The sequence below is a fragment of the Klebsiella sp. KPN54798 genome (assembly GCF_021184225.1).
Taxonomy (GTDB): Bacteria; Pseudomonadota; Gammaproteobacteria; order Enterobacterales; family Enterobacteriaceae; genus Klebsiella; species Klebsiella pneumoniae.
This window is the reverse complement of sequence record NZ_CP089234.1, coordinates 4,364,964-4,386,636: the sequence shown is the minus strand read 5'-3', so window position 1 is coordinate 4,386,636 and position 21,673 is coordinate 4,364,964. Positions and strand designations below refer to the sequence as shown.

At 55.9% G+C, this 21,673-nt stretch carries 20 protein-coding genes; 16 read left to right on the top strand and 4 right to left on the bottom strand.

Annotated elements, in window-relative coordinates:
- Positions 1 to 57 precede the first annotated feature (57 nt).
- A complete protein-coding gene (gene cdaR / locus LPQ25_RS21145) occupies positions 58 to 1,215 on the top strand; it encodes a DNA-binding transcriptional regulator CdaR (protein WP_002889289.1) in 1,158 nt (385 codons plus the stop codon).
- Positions 1,216 to 1,333: 118 nt separating this feature from the next.
- Here cdaR and LPQ25_RS21140 read toward each other — a convergent pair whose 3' ends face one another.
- From LPQ25_RS21140 to map, 4 genes are all read right to left on the bottom strand, one after another.
- A complete protein-coding gene (locus tag LPQ25_RS21140) occupies positions 1,334 to 1,720 on the bottom strand; it encodes a DUF3461 family protein (RefSeq protein ID WP_002889292.1) in 387 nt (128 codons plus the stop codon).
- Between the two features lie 107 nt (positions 1,721 to 1,827).
- Positions 1,828 to 2,652: a 2,3,4,5-tetrahydropyridine-2,6-dicarboxylate N-succinyltransferase gene (gene dapD, locus LPQ25_RS21135; protein WP_002889295.1), complete on the bottom strand. Its 825-nt coding sequence runs from the start codon at positions 2,650 to 2,652 to the stop codon at positions 1,828 to 1,830.
- Positions 2,653 to 2,682: 30 nt separating this feature from the next.
- Positions 2,683 to 5,346: a bifunctional uridylyltransferase/uridylyl-removing protein GlnD gene (gene glnD, locus LPQ25_RS21130; protein WP_004151931.1), complete on the bottom strand. Its 2,664-nt coding sequence runs from the start codon at positions 5,344 to 5,346 to the stop codon at positions 2,683 to 2,685.
- A 57-nt stretch (positions 5,347 to 5,403) separates the two neighbouring features.
- Entirely contained in the window at positions 5,404 to 6,198 is a 795-nt protein-coding gene (map, locus tag LPQ25_RS21125; protein ID WP_002889297.1) for a type I methionyl aminopeptidase, read from the bottom strand.
- A gap of 322 nt (positions 6,199 to 6,520) precedes the next feature.
- Between map and rpsB the strand changes: the two genes are divergently transcribed.
- From rpsB to rnhB, 15 genes are all read left to right on the top strand, one after another.
- Positions 6,521 to 7,246, top strand: a complete 726-nt coding sequence (gene rpsB / locus LPQ25_RS21120) for a 30S ribosomal protein S2 (RefSeq protein WP_002889299.1) — start codon at positions 6,521 to 6,523, stop codon at positions 7,244 to 7,246.
- A gap of 119 nt (positions 7,247 to 7,365) precedes the next feature.
- Positions 7,366 to 8,217, top strand: coding sequence for a translation elongation factor Ts (gene tsf / locus LPQ25_RS21115; protein ID WP_004151930.1), 852 nt, complete (start codon positions 7,366 to 7,368; stop codon positions 8,215 to 8,217).
- A 150-nt stretch (positions 8,218 to 8,367) separates the two neighbouring features.
- Entirely contained in the window at positions 8,368 to 9,093 is a 726-nt protein-coding gene (gene pyrH / locus LPQ25_RS21110) for a UMP kinase (protein ID WP_002889306.1), read from the top strand.
- Positions 9,094 to 9,243: 150 nt separating this feature from the next.
- A complete protein-coding gene (gene frr, locus LPQ25_RS21105; RefSeq protein WP_002889308.1) occupies positions 9,244 to 9,801 on the top strand; it encodes a ribosome recycling factor in 558 nt (185 codons plus the stop codon).
- Positions 9,802 to 10,029: 228 nt separating this feature from the next.
- Positions 10,030 to 11,232, top strand: coding sequence for a 1-deoxy-D-xylulose-5-phosphate reductoisomerase (ispC, locus tag LPQ25_RS21100; RefSeq protein WP_004178642.1), 1,203 nt, complete (start codon positions 10,030 to 10,032; stop codon positions 11,230 to 11,232).
- Positions 11,233 to 11,469: 237 nt separating this feature from the next.
- Positions 11,470 to 12,228 (top strand): (2E,6E)-farnesyl-diphosphate-specific ditrans,polycis-undecaprenyl-diphosphate synthase, encoded by a 759-nt coding sequence (ispU, locus tag LPQ25_RS21095; RefSeq protein ID WP_002889316.1) that lies wholly within the window; start codon positions 11,470 to 11,472, stop codon positions 12,226 to 12,228.
- A gap of 12 nt (positions 12,229 to 12,240) precedes the next feature.
- Positions 12,241 to 13,098 (top strand): phosphatidate cytidylyltransferase, encoded by an 858-nt coding sequence (gene cdsA / locus LPQ25_RS21090; RefSeq protein ID WP_002889318.1) that lies wholly within the window; start codon positions 12,241 to 12,243, stop codon positions 13,096 to 13,098.
- An 11-nt stretch (positions 13,099 to 13,109) separates the two neighbouring features.
- Positions 13,110 to 14,462, top strand: a complete 1,353-nt coding sequence (rseP, locus tag LPQ25_RS21085) for a sigma E protease regulator RseP (RefSeq protein WP_004177358.1) — start codon at positions 13,110 to 13,112, stop codon at positions 14,460 to 14,462.
- 31 nt (positions 14,463 to 14,493) lie between these two features.
- Positions 14,494 to 16,923 (top strand): outer membrane protein assembly factor BamA, encoded by a 2,430-nt coding sequence (gene bamA, locus LPQ25_RS21080; RefSeq protein ID WP_004145860.1) that lies wholly within the window; start codon positions 14,494 to 14,496, stop codon positions 16,921 to 16,923.
- Between the two features lie 121 nt (positions 16,924 to 17,044).
- Positions 17,045 to 17,530 (top strand): molecular chaperone Skp, encoded by a 486-nt coding sequence (gene skp, locus LPQ25_RS21075; RefSeq protein ID WP_004178645.1) that lies wholly within the window; start codon positions 17,045 to 17,047, stop codon positions 17,528 to 17,530.
- 3 nt (positions 17,531 to 17,533) lie between these two features.
- Complete coding sequence (lpxD, locus tag LPQ25_RS21070) at positions 17,534 to 18,559, top strand: UDP-3-O-(3-hydroxymyristoyl)glucosamine N-acyltransferase (RefSeq protein WP_002889327.1); 1,026 nt, start codon at positions 17,534 to 17,536, stop codon at positions 18,557 to 18,559.
- Between the two features lie 105 nt (positions 18,560 to 18,664).
- Complete coding sequence (fabZ, locus tag LPQ25_RS21065; protein WP_004145858.1) at positions 18,665 to 19,120, top strand: 3-hydroxyacyl-ACP dehydratase FabZ; 456 nt, start codon at positions 18,665 to 18,667, stop codon at positions 19,118 to 19,120.
- Positions 19,121 to 19,123: 3 nt separating this feature from the next.
- Positions 19,124 to 19,912: an acyl-ACP--UDP-N-acetylglucosamine O-acyltransferase gene (gene lpxA, locus LPQ25_RS21060; protein ID WP_004178647.1), complete on the top strand. Its 789-nt coding sequence runs from the start codon at positions 19,124 to 19,126 to the stop codon at positions 19,910 to 19,912.
- Positions 19,912 to 21,063, top strand: a complete 1,152-nt coding sequence (lpxB, locus tag LPQ25_RS21055; protein ID WP_002889374.1) for a lipid-A-disaccharide synthase — start codon at positions 19,912 to 19,914, stop codon at positions 21,061 to 21,063. The genes lpxA and lpxB overlap by 1 nt, the downstream gene beginning before the upstream one ends.
- Positions 21,060 to 21,659, top strand: coding sequence for a ribonuclease HII (gene rnhB / locus LPQ25_RS21050; protein WP_002889376.1), 600 nt, complete (start codon positions 21,060 to 21,062; stop codon positions 21,657 to 21,659). The genes lpxB and rnhB overlap by 4 nt, the downstream gene beginning before the upstream one ends.
- Positions 21,660 to 21,673: the final 14 nt, after the last annotated feature.

Genomic DNA, 21,673 nt, shown 5'->3' with positions numbered 1-21,673 from the left:
ACAATGCAGCGCGACGATGACTCTTTTATGCTGGTGCCCAGCAAAGGGGAGGACTACATGGCTGGCTGGCATCTTGATACCAAAATGGCGCAGGATATTGTGGCGCGGACCATGCGCATCATCGATACCAATATCAACGTGATGGATGCCCGCGGGCGGATCATCGGCAGCGGCGATCGGGAAAGGATTGGTGAATTGCACGAAGGCGCGCTGCTGGTCCTCTCCCAGGGGCGGGTGGTGGATATCGACGACGCGGTCGCTCGCCATCTGCACGGGGTTCGCCAGGGGATTAACCTGCCGCTGCGCCTGGAGGGGGAGATCGTCGGGGTGATCGGCCTGACCGGCGAGCCGGAGTCGCTGCGAAAATATGGCGAGCTGGTGTGCATGACAGCAGAGATGATGCTGGAGCAGTCGCGGCTGATGCATCTCCTGGCCCAGGACAGCCGTCTGCGCGAAGAGCTGGTGATGAACCTGATTCAGGCGGAAGAGCATACCCCGGCGCTGAACGAATGGGCTCAGCGTTTAGGCATCGATCTCAATCAGCCGCGCGTGGTGGCGATGATTGAGGTAGACAGCGGTCAGCTCGGCGTGGACAGCGCGATGGCGGAACTGCAACAGTTACAGAACGCGCTGACCACCCCCGATCGCAATAATCTGGTGGCCATTGTCTCGCTCACGGAAATGGTGGTGCTGAAACCGGCGCTGAACAGCTTTGGCCGCTGGGACGCTGACGATCACGTCCGGCGCGTCGAGCAGCTTATCGCCAGGATGAAAGAGAATGGCCAGCTGCGCTTTCGCGTGGCGCTGGGCAACTTCTTCACCGGCCCAGGAAGTATCGCCCGCTCTTACCGTACCGCACGGACGACGATGATGGTTGGCAAGCAGCGGATGCCGGAGAGCCGCAGTTATTTCTATCAGGATCTGATGCTGCCGGTGCTGCTCGACAGCCTGCGCGGCGGCTGGCAGGCCAATGAGCTGGCCCGTCCGCTGGCGCGTTTGAAGGCCATGGACAACAACGGGCTGCTGCGGCGGACGCTGCAGGCGTGGTTTCGCCATAACGTGCAGCCGCTGGCGACGTCAAAGGCGCTGTTTATCCATCGCAATACGCTGGAGTACCGGTTGAACCGTATCTCGGAGCTGACCGGCCTGGATCTCGGTAGCTTTGACGACAGGCTGCTGCTGTATATCGCGCTGCAGCTGGACGAACAACGCTAAGACGTGGAGGCAAAAAAATGCCGGGCAGTGACGCGCCATACCCGGCCTGGACGATGCATGCTGTCTGGAGTGGATAGAGACCACCAGCCCGGCCAGGCAACGCGCCGCCGGGATGCTCTTACTTACGGGTGAGCTTTTCCAGATCGGCTTCGATTTCGCTGATCTTATTGGTGACCACGCTTTCCAGATGGCGTAAATCGTCGAGGATTTTACGCTTGAGATCGATTTCAGTGCGATCGCGCTGGCAGATCTGATCCAGCTCGTCGATAACGTAGCGCAGATTGGGGCTGATCTCCTGGACCTCTTTGTAGCCCTGGCCGACGCCGTCGGCGACGACGGTTTTGCGCTGACGCGGATATTTGAACTTCACGCTCTTGGCGAAGAATTCGCCTTTGTCTTTCTGAAAATAGATTTTCAGAATGTCGTTGTTAGCTTCCTGCCGCAGGCTATAGCGATCGATCTCATCAGGGTTGGTAATGCCAAGACTTTTCAGATTATCGTACATAACGGTACCTTTGATAGCATCATAACCATTGAATAATTAACGAAAAAATCCATTTTCGCCAGCATCAAATATAAAAAAAGCGGGATATCTCCCGCTTTTTATTTGCTTTAGTCGATGGTGCGCAGCAGCTCGTTAATGCCGACCTTGCCGCGGGTTTTGGCATCGACTTTCTTCACAATCACCGCGCAGTACAGGCTGTATTTACCATCTTTCGACGGCAGGTTGCCTGAGACCACCACCGAGCCAGCCGGTACGCGGCCGTAGAAGACTTCGCCGGTTTCGCGATCGTAGATTTTGGTGCTCTGACCGAGGTAAACGCCCATGGAGATGACGGAGCCTTCTTCGACAATCACCCCTTCAACCACTTCAGAGCGCGCGCCGATGAAGCAGTTATCTTCGATAATGGTCGGGTTCGCCTGCAGCGGCTCCAGTACGCCACCGATGCCGACACCGCCGGACAGATGCACGTTTTTACCGATCTGTGCGCAGGAGCCGACGGTGGCCCAGGTATCAACCATGGTGCCTTCGTCAACGTAGGCGCCGATGTTAACGTAGGACGGCATCAGCACAGTGTTGCGGGCGATGAACGCGCCCTGGCGCACGGCGGCCGGCGGCACCACGCGGAAACCTTCTTTCTGGAAACGCGCTTCGTCGTAGTCAGCGAATTTCATCGGCACTTTATCGAAGTAGCGGCTTTCCGCACCATCGATAACCTGGTTATCGTTAATACGGAAAGAGAGCAGTACCGCCTTCTTCAGCCACTGATGCGTCACCCACTGACCGTCGATCTTCTCAGCGACGCGCAGCGCGCCGGAATCAAGAAGGGCGATAACCTGGTTAACCGCTTCGCGGGTCACGGTATCCACATTAGCCGGCGTAATGTCGGCGCGACGCTCGAAAGCGGACTCAATAACGTTCTGTAACTGCTGCATTGTTTCTTTCCATTTACTAAAAAAAATACGTCACCCTTTATCGTTTGGATTGAGGGCCGCTGTCAACCGTTGTTGCACTTCTTGTTGCAGCTCATTATTAAGGGCACGCCGGTCGGCGGTGGCGATTATAAATAAATCTTCTACTCGCTCACCAATTGTCGTAATTCGCGCCCCGTGAAGCGATATCCCGAGGTCGGCGAACACCTGCCCGACGCGGGCGAGCAGCCCGGGCTGGTCGAGCGCTATCAGCTCCAGAAACGATTTTCGGTCGGTATGGGTCGGCAGGAAATTCACCTCGGTGTCCACGGAAAAATGGCGTAGCTTTGCCGCCTGACGACGCGGGGCCGGAGGCTGCCAGCTGCGCTGAGTGATGGTCTGCTCCAGCCCCTGGCGGATCGCCTCGTGGCGGTCGGCGGAAAGGGGGCTGCCGTCGGGCTCAAGGACGATAAAGGTATCCATCGCCATACCGTCGCGGGTGGTGAAGATCTGCGCGTCGTGGACGCTGAGGTTGCGACGGTCAAGTTCGCCACACACCGCGGCGAACAGGTAAGGGCGATCCGGGCTCCAGATAAAAATCTCCGTACCGCCGCGGGTGGCCTGCGAGCTCAGCAGGATCATCGGCTTATTCAGATCGTGGCGCAGCAGGTTGCGGGCGTGCCAGGCGAGCTGCGTCGGCGTATGTCGCACGAAATAGTTGGCGCGGCAGCGGTTCCAGATCTGATGCAGCGCCTCTTCATTAATATTGTCCATCCGCAGCAGGGCCAGCGCCTGCAGCTGATGGTGACGCACTCGTTCGCGCATGTCCGGGGTGCTTTGCATGCCGCGACGCAGCTGCTTCTCGGTGGCGAAATAGAGTTCACGCAGCAGGCTCTGCTTCCAGCTGTTCCACAAGGTTTCGTTGGTGGCGCAGATATCGGCGACGGTCAGACACACCAGATAGCGCAGACGATTTTCCGTTTGCACCTCCTCGGCGAACTGCTTAATCACCTCCGGATCCTGAATATCGCGCCGCTGGGCGGTGACCGACATCAGCAGGTGGTGACGCACCAGCCAGGCGACCAGCTGCGTTTCGCGCGAGTTCAGCCCGTGCAGCTCGGCAAACTTCAGCACATCCTGCGCGCCGAGGATCGAGTGGTCGCCGCCGCGCCCTTTGGCGATGTCGTGGAACAGGGCAGCAATTAAGATCAGCTCCGGGTGCGTTAAGCGCGGCCACAGCTCCACGCACAGCGGGTGGCGGCTGCGGGTTTCTTCTTTGGCAAAGCTTTCCAGCTTGAGCATCACCCGGACGGTGTGTTCATCGACGGTGTAGGCGTGAAACAGGTCGAACTGCATCTGGCCGACGATATGCGACCACTGCGGCATATAGGCCCACAGTACGCTGTGGCGATGCATCGGCAGCAGCCCGCGACTTACCGCTCCCTGATGGCGCAGCATACTAAGAAAGAGCGTGCGCGCCTCCGGGATATAGCACAGCGGCTGGGTGAGATGACGGCGGGCGTGGCGCAGATGGCGCAACGTCGTTGAGTAGATGCCGGTGATGGTGCTGTTGCGCACCATGATATAAAACATGCGCAGAATGGCCTGCGGTTCGCGAATAAACAGCGTGTCGTCACGCAGATCGATAAGGGTGCCGCGCAGCTGGAAATCATCATCGATCGGGCGTGGTTTTTCATCCTCGGTCAGGGCGAGGATAGCCTCCTCAAACAGCTGAAGCAGCATCTGATTCAGCTCGCTCACCCGGCGGGTAACGCGGAAGAAGTCCTTCATCATATGCTCAATCGGCTGGTTGCCGTCGCCTTCATAGCCTAGCCGGCGGGCCACGCTGAGCTGGCGGTCGAAAAGCAGACGGTTGTCATAGCGCGTGAGTTCGAGATGCAGCGCGAAACGGATGCGCCACAGCTGATGCAGACACTCATTGAGTTCATTGCGCTCGGCTTCGGTCAGAAAGCCGAAGCCGACCATCTCATCCATTGAGGTGGCGCCGAAATGGCGGCGAGCCACCCACTGTAGCGTATGGATATCGCGCAAGCCGCCGGGGCTGCTTTTCACGTCCGGCTCGAGGTTATAGCTGGTGCCATGATAGCGCTGATGACGGACGTTCTGCTCTTCGACCTTGGCGGCGAAGAACTTTTCCGATGGCCAGAAGCCGTCGCTAAAAATATGTTTTTGCAGTTCAAGGAACAGCGCGACGTCGCCGATCAGCAGGCGCGATTCGATTAAGTTGGTGGCAACGGTCAGATCCGAGAGACCTTCCAGTAGGCACTCTTCGAGGGTGCGTACGCTGTGGCCCACCTCCAGCTTGACGTCCCACAGCAGGGTGAGCAGTTCGCCGACTTTTTGCGCCTGGTCGTCCGGCAGTTTTTTACGACTGAGGATCAGCAGATCGACGTCTGAGAGCGGGTGCAGTTCGCCACGGCCATAGCCGCCGACGGCGACCAGCGCCAGGTCGCTGACGGATTCAAAACCGCAGGCGATCCATAATCGCTGCAGCAACTGGTCGATAAATTCGGTGCGCGCCGCGATGAGCTGCTCCGCGACGATGCCGGAGTCAAACGCCTCGCCCAGCCAGTGCTGGAAGGTATCGATGTGCGCCTTGATTGCGGCACAGTTCAGATCGCCCTGGGGCCAACTCACCGGGTGTTCCGGCGGGACGGGCAGGAGAGGGGAGGCTGTGTCAGGTAATGAGTTGCTCATCGCGTCACCATAAGAAAAAACTATCTAATAAAAAAGCCGGCGGGCGCCGGCTTTTCATCATTCATCGTGCGAGATTATCGCCGGGATGGTGTCATCCTTGCGTAGCGTCAGAATTTCGCAGCCGTTGTCTGTCACCACAATAGTATGCTCGTACTGCGCAGACAAGCTCCGGTCTTTGGTTTTCACCGTCCAGCCGTCTTTCATGCTGCGGATCTCTTTTTTACCGGCGTTGACCATCGGCTCGATGGTGAAGGTCATGCCTGGTTTGAGTACGACGTTGGTCTCCGGCGAATCGTAGTGCAGTACCTGAGGCTCTTCATGGAAGCCGCGGCCGATGCCGTGGCCACAGTACTCGCGCACCACGGAGAAACCTTCCGCTTCCACAAATTTCTGGATCGCCGCGCCGATGGTGCGCAGGTTGATGCCTGGCTTCACCATTCTCAGCGCCAGGTACAGGCTTTCCTGAGTGATGCGGCACAGGCGCTCGCCGAGAATCGTCGGTTTGCCGACGATAAACATTTTGGAGGTATCGCCATGGAAATCATCTTTAATGACGGTCACGTCGATATTGACGATATCGCCATCTTTCAGCAGCTTGCCGTCATCAGGGATACCGTGACAGACCACTTCATTGACCGAAATGCAGACGGATTTCGGATAGCCGTGATAGCCGAGGCAGGCGGAAATGGCCTTCTGCTCGTTAACGATATAGTCGTTACAGATGCGGTCCAGTTCGCCGGTGCTGACGCCCGGTTTGACGTAGGGTTCGATCATTTCCAGCACTTCGGCGGCCAGGCGGCCGGCAACGCGCATTTTTTCGATGTCTTCAGATGTCTTAATAGAGATAGCCATGGAGTATGTCCAGCAGTGTCGATATTTTCGACAATAATAGTGTAAGTCCTGTCAATGGTAACAGTCCGGGCAGGCTGGTGCCAAACTGAGAATCATTAACAGCACGCGACGTCAACAAGAGTTGGTGTCTGGATGGATTTTGTGGTATAAAGCGCGCCGGACTTCCGTTCCATCTCAGATACACAAGGATGGACGTAAGCGACATAGCTCACTTTGTGTAATAACACACACGTATCGGCACATATTCCGGGGTGCCCTTCGGGGTCGGTAATATGGGATACGTGGAGGCATAACCCCAATTTAATCTATAGAGGTTTTAAACATGGCAACTGTTTCCATGCGCGACATGCTCAAGGCTGGTGTTCACTTCGGTCACCAGACCCGTTACTGGAACCCGAAAATGAAGCCTTTCATCTTCGGCGCGCGTAACAAAGTTCACATCATCAACCTTGAGAAAACCGTACCGATGTTCAACGAAGCTCTGGCTGAACTGAACAAGATCGCTGCTCGTAAAGGTAAAATCCTTTTCGTTGGTACTAAGCGCGCTGCAAGCGAAGCGGTAAAAGACGCTGCTCTGAGCTGCGATCAGTTCTTCGTGAACCATCGCTGGCTGGGCGGTATGCTGACTAACTGGAAAACCGTTCGTCAGTCCATCAAACGTCTGAAAGACCTGGAAACTCAGTCCCAGGACGGTACTTTCGACAAGCTGACCAAGAAAGAAGCGCTGATGCGCACTCGTGAGCTGGACAAGCTGGAAAACAGCCTGGGCGGTATCAAAGATATGGGCGGCCTGCCGGACGCACTGTTCGTTATCGACGCTGACCACGAGCACATCGCTATCAAAGAAGCAAACAACCTGGGCATCCCGGTATTTGCTATCGTTGATACCAACTCTGATCCGGACGGCGTAGACTTCGTTATCCCGGGTAACGACGATGCAATCCGCGCAGTAAGCCTGTACCTGGGCGCTGTTGCTGCTACCGTTCGTGAAGGTCGCTCTCAGGACCTGGCTTCTCAGGCGGAAGAAAGCTTCGTAGAAGCTGAATAATAAGGTTTAAGCCCTTATTAGTACCGTGTATGAATAGGGGCCCATTATCGGCCCCTTTTTTCAATTTACGCTGTTTGGCCGTTGGCCGGGCAGTATCCACATCTCCCGAGGATTTTAGAATGGCTGAAATTACCGCTTCCCTGGTAAAAGAGCTGCGCGAACGTACTGGCGCAGGCATGATGGATTGCAAAAAAGCGCTGACTGAAGCGAATGGCGACATCGAGCTGGCAATCGAAAACATGCGTAAATCCGGCGCGATCAAAGCGGCGAAGAAAGCAGGCAACGTGGCTGCTGACGGCGTGATCAAAACCAAAATCGAAGGCAACTACGGTTACATTCTGGAAGTTAACTGCCAGACTGACTTCGTTGCTAAAGATGGTGGTTTCCAGGCATTTGCCGACAAAGTACTGGACGCCGCTGTTGCAGGTAAAATCTCCGACGTTGAAGTTCTGAAAGCGCAGTTCGAAGAAGAACGTGTTGCGCTGGTTGCTAAAATCGGCGAGAACATCAACATCCGTCGTATCGCTGTTCTGGAAGGCGACGTTCTGGGCAGCTACCAGCACGGTGCGCGTATCGGCGTTCTGGTTGCCGCTAAAGGCGCTGACGAAGAGCTGGTTAAGCAGCTGGCAATGCACGTTGCTGCAAGCAAGCCGGAATTCGTTAAGCCGGAAGACGTGTCTGCTGAAGTGGTAGAGAAAGAGTACCAGGTTCAGCTGGACATCGCGATGCAGTCCGGTAAGCCGAAAGAAATCGCAGAGAAAATGGTTGAAGGCCGCATGAAGAAATTCACCGGCGAAGTTTCTCTGACTGGTCAGCCTTTCGTTATGGAGCCGAGCAAATCTGTTGGCCAGCTGCTGAAAGAGCACAACGCTGACGTGACTGGCTTCATCCGCTTTGAAGTGGGCGAAGGCATTGAGAAAGTTGAGACTGACTTTGCAGCAGAAGTTGCTGCGATGTCCAAGCAGTCTTAATTTTTAAAAAAAGGAGCCGCCTGAGGGCGGCTTCTTTTTGCGCCCATTTTGTAAATTCAGCCAACTGCTTATAGTGGCCGCGCTGAAATGCGACATACAATGTCGCCGGAATTAACACATCTCATTCGTTGACAGTCTCAGGAAAGAAACATGGCTACCAATGCAAAACCCGTCTACAAACGTATTCTGCTGAAATTAAGTGGCGAAGCGCTGCAGGGCTCAGAAGGCTTCGGTATTGATGCAAGCATACTTGACCGCATGGCTCAGGAGATCAAAGAGCTGGTTGAGCTGGGTATTCAGGTTGGCGTAGTAATTGGTGGCGGTAACCTGTTCCGTGGTGCTGGTCTGGCGAAAGCGGGTATGAACCGCGTTGTGGGCGACCACATGGGCATGCTGGCAACGGTCATGAACGGCCTGGCAATGCGTGATGCGCTCCACCGCGCCTATGTGAACGCTCGTCTGATGTCCGCCATCCCGCTGAATGGCGTATGCGACAACTACAGCTGGGCAGAGGCAATCAGCCTGCTGCGCAACAACCGCGTAGTGATCCTCTCCGCTGGTACCGGCAACCCGTTCTTTACCACCGATTCCGCAGCCTGCCTGCGCGGTATCGAAATTGAAGCCGATGTGGTGCTGAAAGCCACCAAGGTTGACGGCGTATTCACCGCTGACCCGGCAAAAGATCCTTCTGCCACCATGTACGATCAGCTGACCTACAGCGAAGTTCTGGAAAAAGAGCTGAAAGTCATGGATCTGGCGGCCTTCACCCTGGCGCGTGACCATAAATTACCGATTCGCGTCTTCAACATGAACAAACCTGGCGCCCTGCGTCGCGTGGTGATGGGCGAAAAAGAAGGCACATTGATCACGGAATAATTCCCGTCAGCGCCAAATCCGGGTAATATTCCGCTTTACTTTCGCGGGGATATTGCCCGGTGATTTTCATTAAATCTGACTATACTTAGCTCATTTTCCGACGGGTGCCCCGTCTGGTCTGACTGAGACAAGCTTTCAAGGATTCGTAACGTGATTAGCGATATCAGAAAAGATGCTGAAATCCGCATGGAAAAATGCGTCGAAGCATTCAAAAACCAAATCAGCAAAATTCGCACGGGTCGTGCTTCTCCGAGCCTGCTGGACGGGATTGTTGTTGAATACTACGGTACTCCGACCCCGCTGCGCCAGCTGGCCAGCGTCACCGTCGAAGACTCCCGTACCCTGAAAATCAACGTCTTTGACCGTTCTATGTCCGCGGCCGTTGAAAAAGCGATCATGGCGTCAGACCTCGGTCTGAACCCAAGCTCTGCCGGCAGCGATATTCGTGTCCCGCTGCCGCCGCTGACCGAAGAGCGTCGTAAAGATCTGACCAAGATCGTGCGTGGTGAAGCCGAGCAGGCGCGCGTTGCCGTGCGTAACGTTCGCCGTGACGCCAACGATAAAGTCAAAGCGCTGCTGAAAGAAAAAGAGATCAGCGAAGATGACGATCGCCGTTCTCAGGACGACGTGCAGAAAATGACTGACGCCGCCATCAAAAAAGTTGACGCGGCGCTGGCAGACAAAGAAGCGGAACTGATGCAGTTCTAATGCTCTGCCCTTACTCGGGCCAGACAGGCTCTGGCCTGAGTAAAATCTGAAACGCCGTACAGAAGACTGTACGCTCAATTCTCGGGATTGCGTTGCGACCGCTGGCCTTGTAGCCTTTAGCGCTTAGTTGAAGGCCTAATGCCGCCGCCTTATCCCCGATAGTTGCTGCGTAGGGGCTTGCTGGCGGCGTTTTGCTTTTTATTCTGTTTCCACTCTTCTGGACGTCTCATGAAGCAATTAACCGTTCTCGGTTCGACCGGCTCCATTGGCTGTAGCACGCTGGACGTGGTGCGCCATAACCCTGGTCGCTTTTCCGTCGCCGCGCTGGTCGCGGGGAAAAACGTTGACCGTATGGTTGAACAATGCCTGGAATTTACCCCCCGTTACGCGGTGATGGACGATGCGCAAAGCGCTGAGCGGTTGCGCACCCGTCTGCATGAGCATGGCTGTCGCACCGAGGTGCTAAGCGGCCAGCAGGCGGCGGCCGAGGTCGCGGCGCTGGATGAGGTCGATCAGGTCATGGCGGCAATCGTCGGCGCGGCGGGACTGGTGCCGACGCTGGCGGCGATCCGCGCCGGGAAAACGGTATTGTTAGCGAATAAAGAATCGCTGGTGACCTGCGGTCGCTTATTCATGGAGGCGGTGCAACAGTCGGGGGCGCGATTGCTACCGGTCGATAGCGAGCATAACGCTATTTTTCAGAGTATGCCGGAGACAATTCAGCAGCATCTGGGATACGCTGATCTTGCCCGGAATGGCGTCTCGTCAATCCTGCTGACCGGCTCCGGTGGGCCTTTCCGCGAGACGGCCGTGGCTGAACTGGCGGCGATGACCCCGGATCAGGCCTGCCGTCATCCCAACTGGTCGATGGGGCGCAAGATCTCCGTCGATTCGGCCACGATGATGAACAAAGGCCTGGAATATATTGAAGCGCGCTGGCTGTTTAACGCCTCGGCCCAGCAGATGGAAGTGCTGATCCATCCGCAGTCGGTGATCCACTCGATGGTTCGCTATCAGGATGGCAGCGTGCTGGCCCAGCTTGGGGAGCCGGATATGCGCACGCCGATCGCCCATACCATGGGCTGGCCGCAGCGACTGAATTCCGGCGTTAAACCGCTGGACTTCTGTCAGTTGAGCAATCTGAGCTTCTCCGCGCCGGACTATACGCGATATCCGTGCCTGAAGTTGGCGATGGACGCGTTTGACGTCGGCCAGGCCGCGACCACGACGCTGAATGCGGCTAATGAAGAGTCGGTTGCCGCGTTTCTGCATGGCGATATCCGCTTTACCGATATTGCGGCGGTTAACCTGGCGGTGCTGGATAAGATGGACCTGCAGGAGCCGCAAAGCATTGATGATGTTCTGGTTATCGACGCCGAGGCGCGCGCAATCGCTCACCAGCAGCTGCAGCGGTTGGTTGCGCAGGCGTAACGCGGTGATATTTGTGGGCGCAAGGCTTCGGTGATATAGTCTGCGCCACCCGATCGTTGCATTTTGTTGTTAAAGATTACGGTGGCCGTGACAAAACACGGCTTTTTTGCGTAAAGCTTTTGGTTGTTCTCTGCGATTGGCTGCAGCCCCGGCACCGGATAAAAATGCGTATCCAGCGCGGCCCGGTGGCCTCTGTTTGGTGGCTAGTTAATCCTTATTATGGACTTAAAACGCGTGATGTTGTCTGCTAATCAAACTGTCAGCGAAATATCGCCCACCCATGGCTGCCGTCATGTCGCCATTATTATGGATGGCAACGGCCGTTGGGCGAAACGGCAAGGTAAAATTCGCGCTTTCGGGCATAAGGCCGGTGCGAAATCCGTGCGTCGCGCGGTCTCCTTCGCGGCGAATAATGGGATTGAGGCGTTAACGTTATACGCGTTCAGCAGCGAAAACTGGAACCGTCCGGCTCAGGAAGTCAGTGCGCTGATGGAACTGTTCGTCTGGGCGCTGGATAGCGAAGTCAAAAGCCTGCACCGACACAATGTGCGTCTGCGGATTATTGGCGACACCACGCGCTTCAATGCGCGCCTGCAGGAGCGGATCCGCAAAGCGGAAGCGCTAACCGCAAACAATACCGGCTTAACGCTGAATATTGCAGCCAATTACGGCGGTCGCTGGGATATTACCCAGGGCGTTCGTTTGCTGGCGAAACAGGTACAGGACGGGACGCTGCTGCCTGAGCAGATCACGGAAGACATGCTGAGTCAGCAGGTCTGCATGCATGAACTGGCTCCCGTTGATTTAGTTATTAGGACCGGGGGAGAGCACCGAATAAGTAACTTTCTGATTTGGCAAATTGCCTATGCCGAACTTTACTTTACGGATGTTCTTTGGCCCGATTTTGCTGAACAGGACTTTGAAGGTGCACTCCATGCCTTTGTTAATCGAGAGCGTCGTTTCGGCGGCACTGAGCCGGGTGGCAGTCATGCCTGATGGGGGTCACTTTTGCTGAAGTATCGCCTGATATCTGCTTTCGTCTTAATCCCCATCGTCATTGCGGCATTGTTTTTATTGCCGCCGATGGGCTTTGCTATCGTCACCCTGGTGGTCTGTATGCTCGCCGCCTGGGAGTGGGGACAACTGAGCGGTTTTACCTCGACGTCGCAGCGGGTTTGGCTGGCGGTGCTGTGCGGCCTTCTGCTGGCGGCGATGCTTTTTCTGCTGCCTGAATACCATTATGACGTTCATCAACCGATGGTTGAAGGGTCGCTATGGGCCTCTTTTGCCTGGTGGATCGTCGCGTTACTGCTGGTGCTCTCATACCCGGCCTCGGCGGCATTCTGGCGCCACTCTAAGGTGCTGCGCCTCATCTTCGGCATCCTGACCATCGTCCCGTTTTTCTGGGGCATGCTGGCGCTGCGCGCCTGGCACTATGCCGATAACCACTATAGCGGCGCGCTGTGGCTGCTGTACGTCATGATCCTGGTATGGGGCGCAGACTCTGGCGCCTATATGTTTGGTAAAATGTTTGGCAAGCACAAGCTGGCGCCGAAGGTCTCACCGGGTAAAACCTGGCAGGGCTTTTTTGGCGGTTTGCTGACCGCAGCGGTGATTTCCTGGGCCTACGGCGTGTGGGCCCATCTTGACGTCACGCCGACGGTGCTGCTGGTCTGTTCGGTGGTGGCGGCCCTGGCTTCGGTGCTGGGCGACCTGACGGAAAGTATGTTTAAGCGCGAGGCCGGCATTAAGGATAGCGGGCACTTGATTCCCGGACATGGTGGTATTCTCGATCGTATCGACAGCCTGACGGCGGCGGTACCGGTCTTCGCCTGTCTGCTACTGTTGGTCTTCAGGACGATTTGACGGAAGGTTATATGCTGAGCGTGCTCTGGAATCTGGCGGCTTTTATCATTGCGCTTGGCGTACTGATTACGGTGCATGAGTTTGGCCATTTTTGGGTGGCGCGCCGCTGCGGTATCCGGGTTGAGCGTTTTTCTATCGGCTTCGGCAAAGCGCTGTGGCGGCGGATGGATAAGCAGGGCACAGAGTTCGTCATCGCCCTGATCCCACTGGGCGGCTACGTCAAGATGCTGGATGAGCGTGTTGAAGCGGTGGCGCCGGAGATGCGTCACTACGCCTTCAACAATAAAACCGTCGGTCAGCGTGCGGCGGTGATTGCCGCCGGCCCCATCGCTAACTTCATTTTCGCTATCTTTGCTTACTGGCTGGTCTTTATCATCGGCGTTCCCGGCGTGCGGCCGGTGGTGGGTGAAATAACGCCCAATTCGGTTGCCGCGCAAGCACAAATTGCAAAAGGAACGGAACTTAAAGCGATAGATGGTATCGAAACGCCTGATTGGGATGCGGTGCGTCTGCAGCTGGTGGCCAAAATCGGCAACCCGCAAACAATAGTTACCGTCGCCCCTTTCGGGACCAATCAGCGCCAGGATAAAATCGTCGATCTGCGGCACTGGTCGTTTGAGCCAGACAAGCAAGATCCCGTGACCTCGCTGGGGATCCAGCCGCGCAGCGCGCAGATTGATACGGTGCTGGCTGAGGTTCAGGCGGGATCGGCAGCCCAGAAAGCGGGTTTGCAAGCGGGCGACCGGATCGTTAAAGTCGATGGTCAACCGTTAACGCAGTGGATGACGTTTGTTAATCTGGTGCGCGATAATCCGGGCAAAGCGCTGGCGCTGGAGATTGAACGGCAGGGGAGTGCGCTGCCGTTAACCCTGACGCCGGATGCGAAAACGGTGAAAGGTAAGGCGGAAGGGTTCGCAGGGGTGGTGCCAAAGGTCATCCCGCTGCCTGAAGAATACAAGACAGTACGTCAGTACGGACCGTTTGCCGCCATCGCTGAAGCCACGGATAAAACCTGGCAGCTGATGTCGCTGACGGTCAGGATGCTGGGTAAATTGATAACCGGTGATGTCAAACTGAACAACCTCAGTGGGCCGATCTCTATCGCTCAGGGGGCTGGAATGTCAGCGGAGTTTGGGTTGATTTATTATCTGATGTTCCTGGCGCTGATTAGCGTGAACCTCGGAATCATCAACCTGTTCCCTCTACCCGTACTGGATGGGGGACATCTGCTGTTTTTAGCGATTGAAAAGCTGAAGGGCGGGCCGGTATCCGAGCGAGTTCAAGACTTTAGTTATCGCATTGGCTCAATACTGCTGGTGCTGTTAATGGGGCTTGCACTTTTCAATGATTTCTCTCGGTTATAAGAGAGTTTGTTAGGAAGAACGCATAATAACGATGGCGATGAAAAAGTTGCTCATAGCGTCGCTGCTGTTTAGCAGCGCGACTGTATACGGTGCTGAAGGGTTCGTGGTGAAGGACATTCATTTCGAAGGCTTGCAGCGTGTCGCTGTTGGTGCGGCCCTCCTCAGTATGCCAGTGCGTCCTGGCGATACGGTGACCGACGATGATATCAGTAACACTATTCGCGCGCTGTTTGCCACTGGCAACTTCGAGGACGTCCGCGTCCTGCGCGATGGTGATACCCTGCTGGTTCAGGTGAAAGAGCGTCCGACGATCGCCAGCATCACTTTCTCCGGCAACAAGTCGGTGAAAGATGACATGCTCAAGCAGAACCTTGAGGCCTCAGGCGTTCGGGTGGGCGAGTCGCTTGACCGCACGACCATCGCGGATATCGAGAAGGGTCTTGAAGACTTCTACTACAGCGTCGGTAAATACAGCGCCAGCGTCAAAGCAGTCGTTACGCCGCTGCCGCGTAACCGTGTCGATTTGAAGCTGGTCTTCCAGGAAGGCGTCTCCGCAAAAATTCAACAGATCAACATCGTCGGCAACCATGCGTTTTCGACCGATGAGCTGATCTCCCACTTCCAGCTGCGCGATGAGGTGCCGTGGTGGAACGTGGTCGGCGACCGTAAATACCAGAAGCAGAAGCTAGCGGGCGACCTTGAAACCCTGCGCAGCTACTACCTGGATCGCGGCTATGCCCGTTTCAACATCGATTCTACCCAGGTCAGCCTGACGCCGGATAAGAAAGGGATCTACATCACCGTCAACATCACCGAAGGCGATCAGTACAAGTTTTCCGGAGTGCAGGTGACGGGCAACCTCGCTGGCCATTCCGCGGAAATCGAAGCGCTGACTAAAGTTGAGCCAGGCGAACTGTACAACGGCGCGAAAGTGACCAAGATGGAAAACGACATCAAGAAACTGTTGGGTCGTTATGGTTACGCCTATCCGCGCGTGCAGTCGCAGCCGGAGATCAACGACAGCGATAAAACCGTTAAGCTGCACGTTAACGTCGACGCAGGCAACCGTTATTACGTGCGTAAAATTCGCTTCGAAGGCAACGACACCTCTAAAGATGCCGTACTGCGCCGCGAAATGCGCCAGATGGAAGGCGCATGGCTGGGCAGCGACCTCGTCGATCAGGGTAAAGACCGTCTCAATCGTTTAGGTTTCTTTGAAACGGTGGATACTGATACCCAGCGCGTGCCGGGCAGCCCGGACCAGGTCGACGTTGTCTACAAGGTGAAAGAGCGTAACACCGGTAGCTTCAACTTCGGTATCGGCTACGGCACCGAGAGCGGCGTCAGCTTCCAGGCGGGCGTTCAGCAGGATAACTGGTTAGGTACTGGCTATGCTGTCGGGATCAACGGTACCAAAAACGACTACCAGACCTATACCGAGCTGTCGGTGACCAACCCGTACTTCACCGTAGACGGTGTAAGCCTCGGCGGTCGTGTCTTCTATAATGACTTTGATGCGAACGATGCGGATCTGTCTGACTATACCAACAAAAGCTATGGTACAGACATTACGCTGGGCTTCCCGGTCAACGAATACAACACGCTGCGCGCCGGCGTCGGTTATGTGCATAACTCCCTGTCCAATATGCAGCCGCAGGTGGCAATGTGGCGTTACCTTAACTCGATGGGCCAGTATCCGGACAACACCAACGACCGGAACTCGTTCAGTGCGAATGACTTCACCTTCAACTACGGTTGGACCTATAACAAGCTTGACCGCGGCTTCTTCCCAACGGAAGGTTCGCGCGTCAACCTGAACGGTAAGGTGACCATTCCGGGCTCAGACAACGAGTACTACAAAGCGACGCTGGATACCGCGACCTACGTGCCGATCGACAACGATCATCAGTGGGTAGTACTGGGTCGTACGCGCTTTGGTTATGGCGATGGTATCGGCGGCAAAGAGATGCCGTTCTATGAGAACTTCTATGCCGGTGGTTCCAGCACCGTGCGTGGCTTCCAGTCGAACACCATTGGTCCGAAGGCGGTGTACTTCCCGGCAAGCAGTCGTCATGATGATGACGATAGTTACGATAATGAATGTAAGAGCACCGAATCCGCACCGTGTAAATCCGATGATGCGGTGGGCGGTAACGCGATGGCGGTGGCCAGCCTTGAGCTGATTACCCCGACGCCGTTTATTAGTGACAAATATGCGAACTCGGTCCGTACTTCCGTCTTCTGGGATATGGGTACCGTATGGGATACTCACTGGGATTCGAGCGCGTACGCTGGTTATCCGGATTACAGCGATCCGAGCAACATCCGTATGTCTGCGGGTATTGCCGTGCAGTGGATGTCGCCGTTGGGGCCGTTGGTCTTCTCCTACGCCCAACCGTTCAAAAAGTACGATGGAGACAAAGCCGAACAGTTCCAGTTTAACATTGGTAAAACCTGGTAATTGTTGGCGGCAACGGAATGCAAGTGCAGTATAGCGCTGACTGTAGGCGATAACGCGTTTATCGCCTCGCCACGCAAATAACGGTACCCCTGGGTACTCATGGGATGGTAAGGAGTTTATTGTGAAAAAGTGGTTATTAGCTGCAGGTCTGGGTTTGGCAATGGTAACTTCCGCTCAGGCGGCAGATAAAATTGCCCTGGTGAACATGAACAGCCTGTTCCAACAGGTTGCCCAGAAAACTGGCGTTTCCAACACGCTGGAAAACGAGTTCAAAGGCCGCGCTAGCGAACTGCAGCGTATGGAAGGCGACCTGCAATCCAAAATGCAGCGTCTGCAGTCCATGAAGCCGGGCGCCGAACGTACCAAACTGGAAAAAGACGTGATGGCTCAGCGCCAGACCTTCTCCCAGAAAGCGCAGGCGTTTGAACAGGATCGCGCACGTCGTTCCAACGAAGAGCGTGGCAAACTGGTTACCCGTATCCAGACTGCCGTACAGAGCGTAGCGAAAGATCAGAGCATCGATCTGGTGGTTGACGCGAATGCCGTTGCATATAACAGCAGCGATGTAAAAGACATCACCGCTGATGTGCTGAAACAGGTTAAATAAGTAATGCCTTCAATTCGACTGGCTGATCTCGCGCAGCAGTTGGATGCAGAATTACACGGTGATGGCGATATCGTCATCACCGGCGTTGCGTCCATGCAGAGCGCGAAAACGGGCCAAATCACTTTCATGGTCAACCCTAAGTACCGTGAGCACCTGGCCGCTTGCCAGGCTTCTGCCGTTGTGATGACGCAGGATGATTTACCTTTTGCCCATAGCGCCGCGCTGGTAGTGCGTAACCCCTACCTGACCTACGCGCGCATGGCTCAAATTCTTGATACCACGCCGCAGCCGGCTCAGGATATCGCGCCGAGCGCGGTCATCGATCCGTCGGCGAAGCTGGGTAGCAACGTTGCCATCGGCGCCAACGCGGTTATCGAATCCGGCGTAGTGCTGGGCGATAACGTAGTTATCGGCGCAGGCTGCTTCGTTGGGAAAAATACGAAAATAGGCGCCGGCTCGCGTTTGTGGGCTAATGTGACCGTTTACCATGAGATTGAGATCGGCGAGAATTGCCTGATTCAGTCCAGCACGGTGATTGGCGCGGATGGCTTCGGCTACGCTAACGATCGCGGTAACTGGGTAAAGATCCCGCAGCTGGGTCGCGTCATTATTGGCGATCGCGTGGAGATTGGCGCCTGCACCACGATTGACCGTGGTGCGCTGGACGATACCGTGATTGGCAACGGGGTTATCATTGATAACCAGTGCCAGATTGCGCATAACGTGGTGATTGGCGACAATACCGCGGTCGCTGGCGGCGTTATCATGGCGGGCAGCCTGAAAATTGGCCGCTACTGCATGATTGGCGGCGCCAGCGTGATTAACGGCCATATGGAAATCTGCGATAAGGTCACCGTCACGGGGATGGGGATGGTGATGCGTCCTATCAGCGAACCTGGCGTATATTCCTCCGGTATTCCGCTGCAGCCGAACAAGGCGTGGCGTAAAACCGCTGCGCTGGTGATGAATATTGACGAGATGAGCAAGCGCCTGAAAGCGATTGAGCGCAAGGTTAATCAACAAGACTAATTCATCATTTGGTCACATGACATTTCCGGCCTGTTGCATTCGCTAAAAGATTGCCGCAGGCCGTGTTATTATTGCCTTTTAGTACATTTAGACAGGAAGAGTATTTTGACTACTGACACTCATACTCTGCACATTGAAGAGATTCTGGAACTTCTGCCTCACCGTTACCCGTTCCTGCTGGTAGACCGCGTGCTGGATTTTGAAGAAGGTCGTTTTCTGCGCGCAGTAAAAAATGTTTCTGTAAACGAGCCGTTTTTCCAGGGGCACTTCCCTGGTAAGCCGATTTTGCCGGGCGTCCTGATTCTGGAAGCAATGGCGCAAGCCACCGGGATTCTGGCGTTCAAAAGCGTCGGAAAACTGGAACCAGGCGAGCTGTACTACTTCGCGGGTATCGATGAAGCACGCTTCAAACGCCCGGTAGTACCAGGCGATCAGATGATTATGGAAGTCACTTTCGAGAAAACCCGCCGCGGCCTGACCCGTTTCAAAGGCGTTGCGCTGGTTGACGGTAAAGTGGTTTGCGAAGCGACGATGATGTGTGCGCGTAGCCGGGAGGCCTGATACGTGATTGATAAAACCGCTTTTGTTCATCCTACCGCCATTGTAGAAGAAGGCGCCGTGATTGGCGCTAACGTCCACATTGGTCCGTTTTGTATTGTTGGCGCTAACGTCGAAATCGGCGAAGGCACCGTGCTGAAGTCTCACGTTGTCGTTAACGGCCACACCAAAATCGGCCGTGACAATGAGATCTATCAGTTCGCTTCCATCGGCGAAGTTAACCAGGATCTGAAATATGCTGGTGAACCGACCCGGGTGGAAATTGGCGATCGCAACCGCATTCGCGAAAGCGTCACCATTCATCGCGGCACAGTACAGGGCGGTGGATTAACAAAGGTGGGCAACGATAACCTGCTGATGATCAACGCCCACGTGGCGCACGATTGTACGCTTGGCGATCGCTGCATTCTGGCCAATAACGCGACGCTCGCGGGCCATGTTTCGCTGGATGATTATGTCATTATCGGCGGCATGACGGCGGTGCATCAGTTCTGCGTCATTGGCTCACACGTTATGGTTGGCGGCTGCTCCGGCGTGGCGCAGGACGTTCCGCCGTTCGTAATTGCCCAGGGCAACCATGCGACGCCGTTCGGCGTTAACATCGAAGGGCTGAAACGCCGCGGCTTCAGCCGGGAAGCAATCACCGCGATCCGCAACGCGTATAAACTGCTGTACCGCAGCGGCAAAACGCTGGAAGAAGCCAAGCCGGAAATCGCCGAACTGGCTGCTCAGCATCCTGAGGTTCAGCCGTTTGTCGATTTCTTCGCTCGTTCTACCCGCGGCTTGATTCGTTAATGGCTGAACAGCGTCCCCTGACGATTGCCCTGGTCGCCGGAGAAACCTCCGGCGATATTCTAGGCGCTGGTCTCATCCGCGCGCTTAAAGCACGCATCCCGAATGCGCGCTTTGTCGGCGTGGCGGGGCCGCTAATGCAGGCGGAAGGGTGCGAAGCCTGGTATGAAATGGAAGAGCTGGCGGTAATGGGCATTGTTGAAGTGCTCGGTCGCCTGCGTCGCTTACTCCATATTCGCGCCGATTTGACCCGCCGCTTCGGCGAGCTGCGTCCCGATGTCTTCGTCGGCATCGACGCCCCTGACTTTAATATCACCCTCGAAGGAAATCTGAAAAAGCAGGGCATCAAAACCATTCACTACGTCAGCCCGTCGGTCTGGGCCTGGCGACAAAAACGCGTTTTCAAAATCGGCAGATCCACCGATCTGGTGCTGGCCTTTCTGCCTTTCGAAAAAGCGTTTTATGACAAATTTAACGTCCCCTGCCGCTTTATTGGCCATACCATGGCGGATGCGATGCCGCTGGATCCTGACAAAGGCGCTGCGCGCGACCGGTTAGGGATCCCGCACAGCGTGCGCTGCCTCGCTCTGCTACCCGGCAGCCGCGGCGCGGAAGTCGAAATGCTTAGCGCCGACTTCCTGAAAACCGCGCAGCTTCTGCGCGCCACCTATCCCGATCTGCAGGTGGTGGTGCCGCTGGTTAATGCTAAACGGCGGGAGCAGTTTGAGCGTATTAAAGCTGAGACGGCGCCGGATATGATCGTGCATATGCTGGACGGTCAGGCGCGCGATGCGATGATCGCCAGCGACGCCGCGCTGCTGGCCTCCGGGACGGCAGCGCTGGAGTGTATGCTGGCGAAATGCCCGATGGTGGTTGGCTACCGGATGAAGCCGTTCACCTTCTGGCTGGCGAAGCGGTTGGTAAAAACCGACTACGTCTCGTTACCGAACCTGCTGGCCGGTCGCGAACTGGTTAAAGAGCTGCTGCAGGATGAGTGCGAGCCCCAGGCGCTGGCAGCCGCTCTGCAGCCGCTGCTGGCCGATGGCAAAACCAGCCATGAGATGCATGAGACGTTCCGCGCCCTGCATCAGCAGATCCGCTGCAACGCCGATGAGCAGGCGGCGGACGCCGTACTGGAGTTAGCAAAACAATGATGGAGTTCGTCTATCCGCATACCCATCTGGTTGCCGGCGTCGATGAGGTCGGGCGTGGCCCCCTGGTTGGCGCGGTGGTGACCGCGGCGGTGATCCTCGATCCGGCGAAGCCGATTGTGGGTCTGAATGATTCCAAAAAACTCAGCGAGAAGCGTCGTCTGGCGCTGTTCGATGAGATTAAAGAGAAAGCGCTGTGCTGGAGCCTGGGGCGCGCCGAGCCGCACGAAATCGACGAGCTGAATATTCTGCATGCCACTATGCTGGCGATGCAGCGCGCCGTCGCCGGCCTGAGCATTGTTCCTGAGTTTGTCCTGATCGATGGCAACCGCTGTCCGTCGCTACCGATGCCCTCCCAGGCGGTGGTGAAAGGCGACAGCCGGGTGGCAGAAATCAGCGCAGCGTCTATTCTGGCAAAAGTCACTCGTGACGCCGAAATGGCCACGCTGGACCTCGCATTTCCCCACTACGGATTTGCCCAGCATAAAGGCTATCCCACCGCTGTTCACCTGCAGAAGCTGCAGGAACACGGCGCAACAGAGCATCACCGGCGCAGTTTTGGCCCGGTGAAGCGTGCCCTGGGCCTGGCGTCCAACTAAGTCACCGGGATCTA

Bases quoted from the DNA above. Each gene is read 5' to 3' on its own strand.
- cdaR (WP_002889289.1), top strand. From the start codon at position 58: ATGGCTGGCTGGCATCTTGATACCAAAATGGCGCAGGATATTGTGGCG.
- LPQ25_RS21140 (WP_002889292.1), bottom strand. From the start codon at position 1,720: ATGTACGATAATCTGAAAAGTCTTGGCATTACCAACCCTGATGAGATC.
- dapD (WP_002889295.1), bottom strand. From the start codon at position 2,652: ATGCAGCAGTTACAGAACGTTATTGAGTCCGCTTTCGAGCGTCGCGCC.
- glnD (WP_004151931.1), bottom strand. From the start codon at position 5,346: ATGAGCAACTCATTACCTGACACAGCCTCCCCTCTCCTGCCCGTCCCG.
- map (WP_002889297.1), bottom strand. From the start codon at position 6,198: ATGGCTATCTCTATTAAGACATCTGAAGACATCGAAAAAATGCGCGTT.
- rpsB (WP_002889299.1), top strand. From the start codon at position 6,521: ATGGCAACTGTTTCCATGCGCGACATGCTCAAGGCTGGTGTTCACTTC.
- tsf (WP_004151930.1), top strand. From the start codon at position 7,366: ATGGCTGAAATTACCGCTTCCCTGGTAAAAGAGCTGCGCGAACGTACT.
- pyrH (WP_002889306.1), top strand. From the start codon at position 8,368: ATGGCTACCAATGCAAAACCCGTCTACAAACGTATTCTGCTGAAATTA.
- ispC (WP_004178642.1), top strand. From the start codon at position 10,030: ATGAAGCAATTAACCGTTCTCGGTTCGACCGGCTCCATTGGCTGTAGC.
- ispU (WP_002889316.1), top strand. From the start codon at position 11,470: ATGTTGTCTGCTAATCAAACTGTCAGCGAAATATCGCCCACCCATGGC.
- rseP (WP_004177358.1), top strand. From the start codon at position 13,110: ATGCTGAGCGTGCTCTGGAATCTGGCGGCTTTTATCATTGCGCTTGGC.
- bamA (WP_004145860.1), top strand. From the start codon at position 14,494: ATGGCGATGAAAAAGTTGCTCATAGCGTCGCTGCTGTTTAGCAGCGCG.
- lpxD (WP_002889327.1), top strand. From the start codon at position 17,534: ATGCCTTCAATTCGACTGGCTGATCTCGCGCAGCAGTTGGATGCAGAA.
- lpxB (WP_002889374.1), top strand. From the start codon at position 19,912: ATGGCTGAACAGCGTCCCCTGACGATTGCCCTGGTCGCCGGAGAAACC.
- rnhB (WP_002889376.1), top strand. From the start codon at position 21,060: ATGATGGAGTTCGTCTATCCGCATACCCATCTGGTTGCCGGCGTCGAT.